This is a genomic window from Pseudomonas sp. C1C7 (genome assembly GCF_013359595.1).
In the GTDB taxonomy this organism is placed as follows: Bacteria; Pseudomonadota; Gammaproteobacteria; order Pseudomonadales; family Pseudomonadaceae; genus Aquipseudomonas.
In genome coordinates this window covers 141,741-154,523 of the sequence record NZ_JABFMP010000012.1, presented here as the reverse complement: position 1 = coordinate 154,523, position 12,783 = coordinate 141,741, and the positions used below count along the sequence as shown (strand labels likewise).

Here is a 12,783-nt window from a genome sequence, read left to right as displayed (position 1 = left end):
TCACACCCCCGACAGCTGCAACGGCAGCTCGCGCAGGCGTTGCCCGGTCAGGGCGTACACCGCATTGGCCACGGCCGGCGCCGTGGGCGGCACACCGGCCTCGCCGATGCCGCCGGGCTTTTCGCTGCTGGGCAGGATATGCACTTCCACCACCGGCATTTCGTTGAGCCGCAGCACCTGGTAATCGTGGTAGTTGGACTGCACCACCTGGCCGTCCTTGATCGTCAGCTTGCTGTGCAGGGTGAAACCCAGGCCGAAGGCGATGCACGACTCCATCTGCGCGGCGATGCTTTGCGGGTTGACCGCGATCCCGCAATCCACCGCGCACACCACCCGATGCACGCGGATCGCCAGATTGTCCTGGGACACCTCGGCCACCTGCGCCACATAGCTGCCGAATGATTCGTGCACCGCCACGCCCAAGGCATGGCCATCCGGCAGCGGCGCCTTCCAGTTGGCCTTCTCCACGGCCAGGTTCAACACCCCCAGATGCCGGGGATGGTTCTTGAGCAGGGTGCGCCGGTACTCCACCGGGTCCTTGCTCGCCGCTGCGGCCAGTTCATCGATCAGCGACTCCATGACGAACGCGGTATGGGTATGCCCCACCGACCGCAGCCAGAGCACGCTGATGCCGGTTTTCGGCGAATGCAGCTGGACCTGATGGTCGGCCAGATCCGCAAGGTACGGACTGTCCGCCACGCCCTCCACCGAGGTCTTGTCGATGCCGTTCTTGACCGCCGCCGCTTCGAGCATCGTGCCGGCCATGATCGACTGCCCCACCAGCACATGTTTCCACGCCAGCGGCAGGCCATCAGCCCCCAGCCCGACGCGCGCATGATGCAGGAACGCCGAGCGGTAATAGCCACCACGGATGTCATCTTCCCGCGCCCACACGGTCTTCACCGGCCCACCCGCGGCCTTGGCGACCTGCACCGCCTCGGCGACAAAATCCGAGGTCGGGTTGGCCCGCCGGCCGAAACCGCCGCCCAGGAACTCGGTGTGGATCTCGACCTGCTCGGGTTTCAGACCGGTGATTTTCCCGGCGATCATCTGATCCAGCGTCTGGAACTGGGTGCCAGTCCAGATTTCGCATTTGTCCTGGGTGATTTTCACCGTGCAGTTGAGTGGTTCCATCGGCGCGTGGGCCAGGTACGGCACGCTGTATTCGACGTCCACGGTTTTGCTCGCCTTGCTCAGCGCGGCCTGGGCGTCGCCGGCCTGACTGGCAGGAAGCCCCGGCGTCGCGGCGAGTTTGCGAAAGCTCTCCAGCAGCTTCTGGCTATCGAGACCGCTGTTCGGCCCCAAATCCCATTCCACCTGCAGCGCGTCGCGCCCCAGTTTCGCCGCCCAATAGTGATCGGCGATCACCGCGACGCCGGTCGGCACCTGCACCACTTTGCGCACGCCCGGAATGGCCAGCGCCTCGGCGCCTTCGAAGGATTTGACGCTGCCGCCGAACCCCGGCGGACGGGCGACCATCGCGGTCATCAGGCCATCGAACTGCACGTCCATGCCGAACTTGGCGCGGCCGGTGATTTTCTCCGGTGTGTCCAGGCGCTTGGTGGGTTTGCCGATGATGGTCCAGTCTTTCGCGTCCTTGAGCTTGATCGACGCCGGGTCCGGCACGGGCAGCTTGCCGGCGTCGTCCGCCAGCTCGCCGTAGGTGGCGCGTTGCTCGCCGGCGATCACCACGCCCGATTCGGTGCGGATCGCCGAAGGCGCAACGTTGAAGCGTTTGGCCGCCGCCTCGATCAGCATCATCCGCGCCGTTGCGCCGGCCTGACGGTAGCGATCGAACTCAGCCCAGGTGGAGGTAGAACCCCCGGTGATCTGCATGCCGCCGAACTGCGCCAGGCCGTAATCCCTGGCGGATGCCGGAGAATGTTCGGCGCGGATTTTCGACCAGTCGGCGTCCAGTTCTTCGGCGATCAACATGGTCAGGCCGGTCCAGATGCCCTGGCCCATTTCCGAGTGACCGAGCAACACGGTGACGCTGTTGTCATTGGCGATGCGCAAAAAGGCATTGGGGGCGAAGACATTGCCCTCGTTCTCCGCGCCCTGGGCGAATCGATGGGCGCCGGGAATCACAAAGGCCACCACCAGCCCGCCGCCCAGAACGGCAGTGCCCTTGAGAAAGCCACGACGTGAAAGCGGATTGAGACTGTTCATGGTCATCAACCCAGTTGCGCGGCGCGTTTGACCGCGGCGCGAATTCTTGGATAGGTGCCGCAACGGCAGATATTGCCCGACAGGGCCTGATCGATGTCGCTGTCGGTGGGTTGCGGAATTTTCGCCAGCAATGCCGCCGCCGACATGATCTGCCCGGACTGGCAGTAGCCGCACTGGACCACATCGAGTTCGGCCCAGGCCTTTTGCACCGGGTGCGTACCGTCCAGCGACAGACCTTCGATGGTGAGGATTTTCTGGCCGTGGGCTACGGCGGTGGCCGGGGTAATGCACGATCGCAGCGGCGCACCGTCGACGTGCACGGTACAGGCGCCGCACTGGGCCATGCCGCAGCCGAACTTGGTGCCGGTCAGGTGCGCGACATCACGCAGGACCCACAGCAACGGCATGTCCGCGGGGACATCCAGTTCCTGGTCCTTGCCATTGATATTGAGGGTCAGCATTGCGAAGCTCCTCAGACTCACGGTGTCCTGAAGGGGACGTCGCTGTGGCCGTCAACGGCCTACGCGCGCCTCGGTTATCCCTTCAGCTAAGTCCAATTTGCTTCGCAGGCCGGAATGTATCGACCACCGGTCACATCCTCGGCGCCGTTCACCGAAGATATCGAGCTGATTTCCCGTCCCCCTGCAGGAGATCTTATGCCCGTGGCTTGAGGAGAATGTCGGTATAGCGCAGCAGGAACATCCCGAACGCCGCACACCAGAGCGCCGCCGACACCCCCAGGCCAGCCCCGGAAAACGGCACCAGCAGCACCCGCGACAGACCCGCCAGCAACACCAGGGCAAACCCCGCGACGATCGCCTTGGACGGCTGCAACGGCCGTCCGGTATGCCCCAGGCTGACCCGGGCAATCATCGCCAATATCAGCCCGCCCACCCCGCCGACCGCCAGCGAATGAGTGGCCAGGCTTTGCTGGGGCATCAACCCGAGATGCCACAGCGCCATGCCGATCGCCGCGACCAGCAACCATACATAAGACAGATACAGCGACCACAACAGCGGCACCCGCCACATCCCGCGATCATGCCAGCGCCACAGCCGCAGCAGGTGCAAGCCGCCCATCAGCAGGAACAACACCGCCAGCCACAACCGCGCAACGTCATTGAGCCCCAGGGCAAAGGTCAGCGCTGCGAGCAGGCTGCTCACCAGCAGCACCCGTGTCGGCCAAGGACTGGCCGCAGGCGTCGCCGGGCGATTGAGCCCGCGCTGGATGAAGAACGGAATCACCCGCCCGCCAATCACGCTCATCATCGCGCCGACCAGCCACAACGCGGCCAGCACACCACGGCGTTGCAGGCCGACGTCGTCGATCCAGAAACCCCACAGGGTCATGACCTGACATCCGGCCAACAGCGTGATCATCAACAGAATCGGGTAGTTTTCGCGCTTGCGGGCAGCGATCAGATCACGACCGAGTACAACGGCCAGCAGCGGCAGCAAAGGCAGTTGCAGGATCAGCAGCTGGCCAGGAGGAATCGGCATCAGCCAGGCCAGTCGCGCCAGCAGCCAGACCAGCACAAGCCCTATCAACGGCCAGCCTTTGAGCCCCGGCCGACCGGTCCAGTTGGGCACCGCAGTCAGCAGGAACCCGGCAATGATCGCCACGGCAAAACCGAACGGCATTTCGTGACGGTGCCAAGCGAGCATGCCGCCCACCGGTTGGGCGCCGGGTAGACGGCCGTACAGCCACAGCGCCCAGATCGCCACCGCCAGAGCGGCAAAGGTGGCACCCGCGAGAAAGAACGGACGAAAGCCGAGACTGAACACCGGTGCCGAAGGCAATTTGCTCATCAGGCCAGCGCCCCTGCCAGTGGTTTGCTCAAGCGGTGTTGCGACAGCAGGCGCATGACGTAGCCGATTTTCAGCAGGGTCGGCCCGACGATGGTCATGGCATGCAGCGACACCAGGGCCAGGATCGACAGGTGACCGTCGTAGAGGTAAGCGCCGTAGATGCCCATCAGCAGCATCGCCAGGCCGACGCCGAGTACACGGCTGGACAGTTGCAGTACATTCTGAGGATTGCTGAAGAAATGGAACATTTCCGTGACTCCTGTAGCAGTTCAGTTGTACCTGTTCTCTATCAACTCCCGTGCCAGTTTTATAGGCCTTATAAATCAGCACTCTGCCAGCGATGGTGTCATTACGACTCATTCTCGAAAGAGTCTTTTTAACTCATGATCGAGTCAATTTGACTCCGCTGATAGCGAAATACCTTCAGCACTTGTCGATCTACGGCCACACCTGTGCAACCCAGGCTGACTACGCTGATAGTCCAGCCTGCAAAAACCTGCCAGGGAGACCCACCATGCTACATGCTCAAAAACTTACCCCTTGCCTGTGGTTCGACGGTCAGGCCGAAGAGGCCGCGAAGTTCTATTGCGCGATTTTCGATCATTCGAAAATCACTGCGATCACCCATTACGGCAAGGCCGGTCAGGAAATTCACGGGCATCCGGAAGGCTCGGTGCTGACGGTCAGTTTCGAACTCGACGGCCAGACGTTCACCGGGCTCAACGGTGGTCCGAACTTCACCTTCAGCGAGGCCATCTCGTTCCAGGTCAACTGCCAGACCCAGGAAGAAGTCGACCACTTCTGGGGCCGGCTGTCCGATGGCGGGCCGGTGGAGGCGCAGCAGTGCGGCTGGCTCAAGGACAAGTTCGGCGTGTCGTGGCAGATCGTGCCGGTGGCGATGATGGAGATGCTCAAGGACCCCGACACCACCAAGTCCCAACGGGCGATGGCGGCGATGATGCAAATGAAAAAACTCGATATCGCCGAGTTGAAACGAGCCTTCAATGGCGAGAGCTAATACACTCCAGGGCTGTTTTTCCAGGGATCGACCATGAAGCGTTTACAGCCCAAGGACACCGACAAGGCCCCGCGCTTCTGGCGCGACGACGCCCTGCCCTTCATCGAGGCGCGCTCGATCGCCGATGGCCGCGAGGTCTGCTACACGCGACACGCCCACGCGCATTTTTCCATCGGCGCGATCACCGCCGGGCGTAGTACCTATATTCATGAGCAGTCGCAATTCGAGGTCAGCGCCGGCACCGTGGTACTGATGAACCCTGGCGACGTGCATGCCTGCAATCCCATCGACGACCAGCCCTGGTCATACCTGATGCTGTATGTCGAAACGCCGTGGCTGACCGACCTGCAGCATCAGTTGGGGTTCAGTGACGACCTGGCGTTGCGCCGCTTCGCTGTCACGCATACGGCGGATGCCGAACTGTTTGCGCGATTGAATGCCTTGTACGAGGTGCTGGTCGATCCGCAGCAGGACATCCTGCGCAAGCACAGTGCGGCGGTGGAGTTTTTCACTGACGTGCAGTTGCGCCTGAACCCCGCCGGACAGGCGATGCGCGAGCCCAATTTCAAGCTGGAACGCGCCGCCGATTTCATCCGCAAACATTGCACGCAGATGCTCAAGCTCGAGGATATTTGCGAGGCGGCGCAGTTGTCGCCGTCCTATCTGATTCGGGCTTTCAAGCAGCATTTGGGCATGACGCCCCACGCCTTTTTGGTGAATCAGCGTATTCAGTTTGCGCGCGATCAACTGCGCAGCGGCAGATTGATCGCCGATGTGGCGCTGGAGGCGGGATTTGCCGATCAGGCGCATTTCCAGCGGGCGTTCAAGCAGCATCTGGCGGCTACGCCGGGGCAGTATCGGGGTCAGTGAGTCCGTCAGGTCGAACGCGATCGCGGCGTACAGACTGATGGGTATCAGAGTGGCTACAGCAACAAATAAACCGCACTCACCGCCAACAACAACGCCATCACCCGATTGAACAACCGCATCCCTGCCGGATTGTTCAGATACCCACGCAAAAACGTCCCCGCATACACCCAGCACCCAACCGACACATAACAAATCACCAGGTACACCGCCGCGAATTGCCACACCAGCCGCGCCTCGCCGTCGGCCACGAACGCGCCCATGCCGGCGACGCAGGCCAGCCAGGCCTTGGGGTTGAGCCATTGCATCACCGCGCCGTAGAGCATCGACGGGGCGCGACTGGCGTCTTTGGCTTCCAGTTGCCCGTTGTCCGCCGCCAGCTTGAACGCCATGTAAAACAGGAACGCCACACCGGCCCACTGCACCACCTGAGTCATCGCCGGCCAGATCTGCAGCAACTCATGCAGCCCCAGGCCCATCAGCACCAGCAGCAACACGAACCCCAACGTCGCCCCGGCGACATGGCGCTGGCTGGCGCGAAAGCCGAAGCGCGCCCCTGAACTCAGCGCCACGATATTCACCGGCCCCGGGGTGATGGAAGCGGCCAGCGCAAACGCCGCCATGGACATCATCAGACTCATTGCACACCTTCTTTTTCTCAGTTGAACCAGGCCTCAAGGTAAAGAGCCGCTCAACGCACGTATTGAAGAAAACTGCCCTGCGTCACTGGTAGAACTCCACCACCCTCTTCACTTTCACCAGGGCCTGGCGCAGCGAATCCATGTCCACCGAACCGAGCGCCAGGCGGATGGCGTGGGGCACGTGGCTGGTAATGGCAAAGGGTTCGGCGGGCGACACCGACACCTGCTCGCGCATCAACGCCATGGCGATCTGGTCGGCGCGGGCGTCTTCGGTCAACGGTAGCCAGATGAAGTACGAGGACGGGTGGCTGATGATCCGCAGCCCCGCCAGCATCTCGCGGGCCAGTGCCTGCCGGGCCTGGGCGTCGGCGCGCTTGTGCGCTTCGAGCCGGACCACCGTGCCGTCGTCCAGCCAGGTCGTGGCGATGGCGGTCATCACCCCCGGCGTGTTCCAGGTGGTGGCCATGATCGTGCGCTCGAACGCCGCCACCCAGTGCACGGGCGCGGCAATGAAGCCGACGCGCAATCCGGTGGCGATGTTCTTCGATAAACCGCAGACGTACACCGTGCGTTCCGGCGCCAGGGTGGCCAGCGGTGGCGGCGGGTCTTCGGCGAGAAAGGCGTAGGCGGCGTCTTCGATGATCGTCAGGTCATGCTGGCGCGCAATCGCCACCAGACGCTCGCGCTGATCGGCGTCCAGCACCCAGCCCAAGGGGTTGTGCAGGGTCGGCATGCTGTAGATGGCGCGCACCGGTCGGCTGCGGCAGAGCTTTTCCAGTGCCGGCAGGTCCGGTCCGCGGTCGGTGACCGCAATGGGCAGGACTTCCAGATGCAGGGTTTCGGCCAGCGTCTTGAACCCCGGGTAGGTCAAGGCGTCGGCGGCGATCACATCACCGGGTTTGAGCAGCGTCATCATCACCACGGCCAGACCATGCTGGGCGCCGCTGACGATCAACAACTGCTCGGCCGGCAACTTGATGCCGCGAGCCTCCAGGTGCCTGGCGACCGACGCGCGCTCGTGCATGCGTCCGGCGTGGGGTTGATAGCGCAGGAGGGATTCAAGGTCACCGGACAGCGCCAGCTGGCGCAGCGCACCACGCAACAGATCGGCCTGACCGGGCAACGACGGGTAGTTGAAGTTCAGATCGATCATCCCCGCCGCCACCACCGACTGGGAAATGCCCTGCCCCGGCGGCAGCGAAGTCTCGCGAACAAAGGTCCCGCGCCCGGTCTCGCCGCTGATCAGGCCCATGCTCTCCAGCTCGGCATACACCCGGCTGGCGGTGACCAACGCCAGACCGTGTTCTGTGGCCAATTGCCGGTGAGTCGGCAGGCGCGTGCCGGGCGGCAGATGGCCCGAGCGAATGTCGGCGGCGAAGGCGTCGACCAGGGATTTGTAGCGCGAGCGAGGCATGTCGAAATGTATCCATGACAATTTTTTGATTGTACCGATACTCAGCCATAGCATGGGTTTCGTGCAACCCATCAATGAGCGTGAACAACATGGAACGAACCTCGAACCTGCAAAACCGGGCGCTGGAAAGCGGCACCAGCGGCTGGATCAATGGTCTGATCGGCGTGGTGATTTTCAGCGGCTCGCTGCCCGCAACACGGGTGGCGGTGCTGGAGTTCGATCCGGTGTTCCTCACGGTGGTACGGGCGACCATCGCGGCGCTGCTGGCGCTGGGCCTGCTGCTGTTGTTCAAGGAAAAACGTCCCGCGCGCAATCAACTGGTTCCACTGGCCATCGTGGCCCTGGGCGTGGTGGTGGGCTTCCCGCTCCTGACCGCCCTGGCGTTGCAGTACGTGACGTCCGCACACTCGATCGTCTTCGTCGGCCTGCTGCCGCTGGCGACTGCGGCCTTCGGGGTTCTGCGGGGCGGTGAACGCCCTCGCCCGGTGTTCTGGATTTTCTCGGTGCTGGGCAGCCTGCTGGTGGTCGGCTTCGCCGTGGCCCAGGGCCTGACCGCCTCACCCCAGGGCGACATCCTGATGCTGCTGGCGATCCTCGCCTGCGGCCTGGGTTATGCCGAAGGCGCGAAGCTGTCGCGCAGCCTGGGTGGCTGGCAGGTGATTTCCTGGGCGCTGGTGCTGGCCCTGCCGGTGATGGCAGCCCTGACCTGGTGGCGCATGCCGGCAACGTTCAGCGGCATCAGTACACCCGCCTGGTTCAGCCTGGCCTATGTGTCGCTGTTCAGCATGCTGATCGGTTTCGTGTTCTGGTATCGCGGCCTGGCCCAGGGCGGGATTGCCGCCGTCGGCCAGTTGCAGTTGCTGCAACCGTTTTTCGGCCTGGCGCTGGCGGCGACCTTGCTGCATGAACAGGTAAGCATCGGCATGCTCGGCGTCACCGTGGCGGTGATTCTGTGCGTGGCGGGGGCGAAGAAGTTCGCCCGCTAGCCACTGCTATGGCGCATGCCAGCGCGACTGTATGGGTCGGCCTCCCCGGGTGGCGTGGTAAAAATACGGTTCCTGTACTGGAGTCGAATCATGGACCTCGCCACCCTCACCCTTTTCCTTCCAGCCTGCTTCGCCCTGAACATGGCTCCCGGCCCGAACAACCTGCTGTCGGTCAGCAATTCGACCCAATACGGCTATCGCACCGCGTGCCTGGCCGGGGTCGGTCGCCTGCTGGCGTTCGCCGGGATGATTGCCCTGGCCTCGGCGGGCCTGGCGGTGGTGCTGCAGACGTCGGAGCTTTTGTTCTACGGGATCAAGATCCTCGGCGCGGCCTATCTGTTCTATCTCGCGTGGCAGCTGTGGCGTGCTGACACAGGGGTGGAAAACATCGTTGCCGGTGCGCCGGTGGGGATGCTGGCGTTGGCGCGCCAGGAGTTCCTGGTGGCAGCGGGCAACCCGAAAGCCATCCTGATCTTCACCGCGTTCCTGCCGCAATTCGTCGATTCGACCCGCGCCATCACTCCACAATTCGCGGTGCTGGGAGCGCTGTTTCTGGTGCTGGAGTGGATCGCCATCGCCGCCTACGCCTACATGGGCCTGCACATGCGCCGCTGGTTCGCCAAGCCGTCGGGCAAGCGGATGTTCAACCGTTGCTGCGCCGGGTTGCTGTCGGCGGCGGCTTCTGTGCTGTTGATGGCGCGCCGTACCTGAGCCTGAAAAAAATTCCCGTGTAGGAGCTGCCGAAGGCTGCGTTCTTTTGATTTTGCTTTTTGAGATCAAAAGATCGCAGCATCGTTTCACTCGACAGCTCCTACAGGGCTCCTGCGCAGTTCCAATGGGTGTGGTGTCCGGAAATTGTTTGTCGATTTTCCGGTGGAGGCGCCCTTCGCGCCGTTCTATGCTGCGCCCATGAACCTGCCAAATACGCTCCTTCCGCCCCGCGCCGAGATGGTTCGCGCCATGCTCGAACGAGACACCTCCTATGAGGGGGTGTTCTTCACTGCGGTCAAGACCACCGGGATTTTCTGCCGTCCCGGTTGTACCGCGCGCAGCCCAAGACCCGAAAACGTCGAGTTCTTCGCCCATGCCGACGAATGCCTGGCGGCGGGTTACCGCGCCTGCCTGCGTTGCAAGCCCCTGGGCGCCGCGGCCATGGCGCCGGAGTGGGTGAAGCGAGTGCTCGCACAGGTGGAGGCCGATCCCGAGCAGCGCTGGAGCGACGCGCAACTGCTGGCCGAAGGTATCGAGCCGCTGAAGTTGCGACGCTGGTTCAAGCAGCATTTCGGCACAACCTTCCATGCCTGGTTGCGCACCCGGCGCCTGGGCATGGCCCTGAGCGGGATGAAACACGGCGATTCCATCGACAGCGCGGCCTTCGATTCGGGGTACGAATCCCTGAGCGGCTTTCGCGATGCCTTCCAGAAGTCCTTTCACATCACCCCGGGCCGGGCCGCCAACAGCGAACCCCTGCTGTTCACCCGCCTGACCACGCCACTGGGACCAATGATCGCCATGGCCGAGCGGCGTGGCCTGGTGCTGCTGGAGTTTCTCGATCAGGCGTCCCTCGCCGGGGAAATCGAGGCCCTGCAAAACCGCTTTGGTTACGCCGTGGCGCCGGGGCATAACGCGCATCTGCAGCAGATCGAGCAACAACTCGCCGAGTATTTTGCCGGCCAACGCACCGAGTTCAGTGTTCCCCTGCACATGCCCGGCAGCGAGTTTTCCCGTCAGGTCTGGGCCGAGCTGTCGAAAATCCCCTACGGCCGGACGACCACCTACGGCACCATCGCCCACCTGTTGGGCAAACCCGGCGCCAGCCGCGCCGTAGGCCTGGCCAACGGTCACAACCGCATCTCGATTGTGGTGCCCTGCCACCGCGTGATCGGTGCCGACGGCTCGCTGACCGGCTACGCTGGAGGCGAACCGCGCAAGGCGTTCCTGCTGCGCCTGGAAAACGCGGCAGTGCAAATCACCGAGCAATTGGCTCTCTGAAGCCCCCATCAAGGATGCTGCATGCCTGACCCCTACCAGCCAGCCACGCAATGGCTGGCCGCCCTGGATGACGACTGGCGTCGCCACATCGACGCCATCGGCCCCTGCCTGCACCAGCCCCACGCCGCGCGCGATCCCTATGAATCGCTGGTGCGGGCGATTGCCTACCAGCAACTGCATGCCAAGGCCGGCGATGCGATCATCGGGCGATTGCTGGCGTTGTATCCGTCAGTCCCGTTTCCAAGGCCCGAACAGATTGTCGCCACGGACTTTGATCGGCTGCGCAGCTGCGGCTTTTCGGCCAGCAAGATCGCGACCATTCAGGGCATCGCCCAGGCAGCGCTGGACGGCGTGGTGCCGGATTATGCGACGGCGCGAGCGATGGAGGATGAGGCGCTGATCGAACGCCTGATCACCCTGCGCGGTGTGGGGCGCTGGACCGTGGAGATGCTGTTGATCTACAGCCTGGAGCGTCCGGATATCCTGCCCGCCGATGATTTTGGCGTGCGTGAGGGGTATCGGCGGTTGAAGGGGCTGGAGGCGCAGCCGACGCGCAAGCAGATGATTGAGATCGGATTGGCGTGGAGTCCTTACCGGACGGTGGCTTCGTGGTATTTGTGGCGGGTGCCTGCCCGGTAGACCGCGTTATCGTTCATCGCGGGCAAGCCCGCTCCCACAGGGTTCTGCGCCGATCACAAAATTGCGGTCAACCCAGAACATTGTGGGAGCGGGCTTGCCCGCGATGGCGTCAGCTCAGACAACACATCACCCAAGGCCGATCACAACCCCGACTTCAACCGACTGAACGCCCGAACCAACGCCCGGTTGAACGCCTTGCCATTGTCATTCTTGCTGTACAACGACGCACGCACCGCCTGCGGCGGATAAGTCCCCGGATCATTGCGAATCGCCGGATCGATCAGGCCGTCGGCCGCGGTAATCGCGTTGGCGTAATGAATGGTGTCGGTGATCGGCGCGATCACCTCCGGGGTCATCAAATAATCCATCAACTTCAGGCCCGCCTCGGGATGCGGGGCATCCTTGGGAATCACCATGGCATCGAACCAGATCAACGTGCCCTCCTTCGCAATCCGGTACTTGAGCGTGTACGGCTTGTTCGCCGCCTCTGCCTGGCCGGCGGCGATGGCCACGTTGCCGTTCCACGACATCGCCACGCAGGTGTTGCCGTTGGCCAGGTCGCTGATGTTCAGATCGTTGTCGAAATAGCGAATGTAGGGGCGGATCTTCGCCAGTTGCTGCTCCGCCAGCTTCAGGTCATCCAGGCTCTGGCGATTGATGTCCAGACCCATGTACTTCATGACCGCCGCGAACACTTCATTGGGATCGTTGAGCAGGCTGACCCCACAATCGGAGAATTTCGACACCACCGCCGGATCGAACAGCATCGCCCAACTGTCGGTGGGCGCATCGGGCAGGCGCTGTTTCACCGCCTGCTCCTGAAAGCCCACACCCGTGGTGCCCCAGGCGTAGATCCCGGCGTAACGGTTGCCCGGATCGAACACCGCCATGTGCTGGCGGAACTCCTCTCCCACCCCGGCAAAATGCGGCAGTTGCTGCTTGTCGATGGTCTGCACCGCGCCGCTTTCGATGGCCCGGGACAGATGCTGGCCCGCGGTGAGCACCAGATCGTAGCCACTGCGACCAGTCAGCAGTTTGGTCTCGACGGTTTCCAGAGAATCGAAATGGTCGGCCACCACCCTTATCCCGGTTTGCTTCTCGAAATTCTTCAGGGTATCCGGGGCCAGGTACTCGCCCCAGATATACAGATTGACCACCGGTTTGGCGGTGTCGGTGGCCTGCACACACAGGGGTGCAAGCACCAGCATCAACGCTAGAGTCAGTTTGTGCAGGCCCATGATCACGCTC

Annotated in this window: 13 protein-coding genes; 6 read left to right on the top strand and 7 right to left on the bottom strand. The window is 63.1% G+C overall.

Annotated elements, in window-relative coordinates:
- From HNO86_RS12850 to HNO86_RS12835, 4 genes are all read right to left on the bottom strand, one after another.
- Positions 1-2,169 carry a xanthine dehydrogenase family protein molybdopterin-binding subunit gene (locus tag HNO86_RS12850; protein WP_175377326.1) on the bottom strand — a complete coding sequence of 723 codons (2,169 nt, stop codon included), beginning with the start codon at positions 2,167-2,169 and terminating at the stop codon, positions 1-3.
- 5 nt (positions 2,170-2,174) lie between these two features.
- Positions 2,175-2,630: a (2Fe-2S)-binding protein gene (locus HNO86_RS12845; protein WP_175377325.1), complete on the bottom strand. Its 456-nt coding sequence runs from the start codon at positions 2,628-2,630 to the stop codon at positions 2,175-2,177.
- A gap of 193 nt (positions 2,631-2,823) precedes the next feature.
- Positions 2,824-3,978, bottom strand: a complete 1,155-nt coding sequence (locus HNO86_RS12840) for an NnrS family protein (protein WP_175377324.1) — start codon at positions 3,976-3,978, stop codon at positions 2,824-2,826.
- Positions 3,978-4,226, bottom strand: coding sequence for a transmembrane sensor/regulator PpyR (locus HNO86_RS12835; protein WP_175377323.1), 249 nt, complete (start codon positions 4,224-4,226; stop codon positions 3,978-3,980). The genes HNO86_RS12840 and HNO86_RS12835 overlap by 1 nt, the downstream gene beginning before the upstream one ends.
- Positions 4,227-4,492: 266 nt before the next feature.
- Here HNO86_RS12835 and HNO86_RS12830 point away from each other — a divergent pair, with 266 nt between their 5' ends.
- Both HNO86_RS12830 and HNO86_RS12825 read left to right on the top strand, forming a co-directional pair.
- Positions 4,493-4,996 (top strand): VOC family protein, encoded by a 504-nt coding sequence (locus tag HNO86_RS12830; protein ID WP_175377322.1) that lies wholly within the window; start codon positions 4,493-4,495, stop codon positions 4,994-4,996.
- A gap of 33 nt (positions 4,997-5,029) precedes the next feature.
- Positions 5,030-5,866, top strand: coding sequence for an AraC family transcriptional regulator (locus HNO86_RS12825; RefSeq protein WP_175377321.1), 837 nt, complete (start codon positions 5,030-5,032; stop codon positions 5,864-5,866).
- Positions 5,867-5,919: 53 nt separating this feature from the next.
- Here HNO86_RS12825 and HNO86_RS12820 read toward each other — a convergent pair whose 3' ends face one another.
- The gene (locus HNO86_RS12820; protein ID WP_175377320.1) at positions 5,920-6,504 is read right to left on the bottom strand and encodes a LysE family translocator; all 585 of its coding nucleotides are present in this window, start codon (positions 6,502-6,504) and stop codon (positions 5,920-5,922) included.
- 82 nt (positions 6,505-6,586) lie between these two features.
- Positions 6,587-7,918, bottom strand: a complete 1,332-nt coding sequence (locus tag HNO86_RS12815) for a PLP-dependent aminotransferase family protein (protein WP_175377319.1) — start codon at positions 7,916-7,918, stop codon at positions 6,587-6,589.
- 89 nt (positions 7,919-8,007) lie between these two features.
- On the opposite strand from HNO86_RS12815, the gene HNO86_RS12810 reads away from it, so the two are divergent.
- From HNO86_RS12810 to HNO86_RS12795, 4 genes are all read left to right on the top strand, one after another.
- Entirely contained in the window at positions 8,008-8,904 is an 897-nt protein-coding gene (locus HNO86_RS12810; protein ID WP_175377318.1) for a DMT family transporter, read from the top strand.
- A 90-nt stretch (positions 8,905-8,994) separates the two neighbouring features.
- Positions 8,995-9,615 (top strand): LysE family translocator, encoded by a 621-nt coding sequence (locus HNO86_RS12805; protein WP_175377317.1) that lies wholly within the window; start codon positions 8,995-8,997, stop codon positions 9,613-9,615.
- Positions 9,616-9,813: 198 nt separating this feature from the next.
- Positions 9,814-10,896, top strand: coding sequence for a bifunctional transcriptional activator/DNA repair enzyme AdaA (locus HNO86_RS12800; RefSeq protein ID WP_175377316.1), 1,083 nt, complete (start codon positions 9,814-9,816; stop codon positions 10,894-10,896).
- A 21-nt stretch (positions 10,897-10,917) separates the two neighbouring features.
- A complete protein-coding gene (locus tag HNO86_RS12795) occupies positions 10,918-11,535 on the top strand; it encodes a DNA-3-methyladenine glycosylase (protein ID WP_175377315.1) in 618 nt (205 codons plus the stop codon).
- Positions 11,536-11,675: 140 nt separating this feature from the next.
- On the opposite strand, the gene HNO86_RS12790 is transcribed toward HNO86_RS12795, so the two are convergent.
- Entirely contained in the window at positions 11,676-12,773 is a 1,098-nt protein-coding gene (locus tag HNO86_RS12790; RefSeq protein ID WP_175377314.1) for an extracellular solute-binding protein, read from the bottom strand.
- Positions 12,774-12,783: the final 10 nt, after the last annotated feature.

Excerpts from the sequence above, each read along its gene's own strand:
- HNO86_RS12845 (WP_175377325.1), bottom strand. The coding sequence starts at position 2,630 with ATGCTGACCCTCAATATCAATGGCAAGGACCAGGAACTGGATGTCCCC.
- HNO86_RS12835 (WP_175377323.1), bottom strand. The coding sequence starts at position 4,226 with ATGTTCCATTTCTTCAGCAATCCTCAGAATGTACTGCAACTGTCCAGC.
- HNO86_RS12820 (WP_175377320.1), bottom strand. The coding sequence starts at position 6,504 with ATGAGTCTGATGATGTCCATGGCGGCGTTTGCGCTGGCCGCTTCCATC.
- HNO86_RS12790 (WP_175377314.1), bottom strand. The coding sequence starts at position 12,773 with ATGGGCCTGCACAAACTGACTCTAGCGTTGATGCTGGTGCTTGCACCC.
- HNO86_RS12850 (WP_175377326.1), bottom strand. The coding sequence starts at position 2,169 with ATGAACAGTCTCAATCCGCTTTCACGTCGTGGCTTTCTCAAGGGCACT.
- HNO86_RS12840 (WP_175377324.1), bottom strand. The coding sequence starts at position 3,978 with ATGAGCAAATTGCCTTCGGCACCGGTGTTCAGTCTCGGCTTTCGTCCG.
- HNO86_RS12810 (WP_175377318.1), top strand. The coding sequence starts at position 8,008 with ATGGAACGAACCTCGAACCTGCAAAACCGGGCGCTGGAAAGCGGCACC.
- HNO86_RS12815 (WP_175377319.1), bottom strand. The coding sequence starts at position 7,918 with ATGCCTCGCTCGCGCTACAAATCCCTGGTCGACGCCTTCGCCGCCGAC.
- HNO86_RS12830 (WP_175377322.1), top strand. The coding sequence starts at position 4,493 with ATGCTACATGCTCAAAAACTTACCCCTTGCCTGTGGTTCGACGGTCAG.
- HNO86_RS12825 (WP_175377321.1), top strand. The coding sequence starts at position 5,030 with ATGAAGCGTTTACAGCCCAAGGACACCGACAAGGCCCCGCGCTTCTGG.
- HNO86_RS12800 (WP_175377316.1), top strand. The coding sequence starts at position 9,814 with ATGAACCTGCCAAATACGCTCCTTCCGCCCCGCGCCGAGATGGTTCGC.
- HNO86_RS12795 (WP_175377315.1), top strand. The coding sequence starts at position 10,918 with ATGCCTGACCCCTACCAGCCAGCCACGCAATGGCTGGCCGCCCTGGAT.
- HNO86_RS12805 (WP_175377317.1), top strand. The coding sequence starts at position 8,995 with ATGGACCTCGCCACCCTCACCCTTTTCCTTCCAGCCTGCTTCGCCCTG.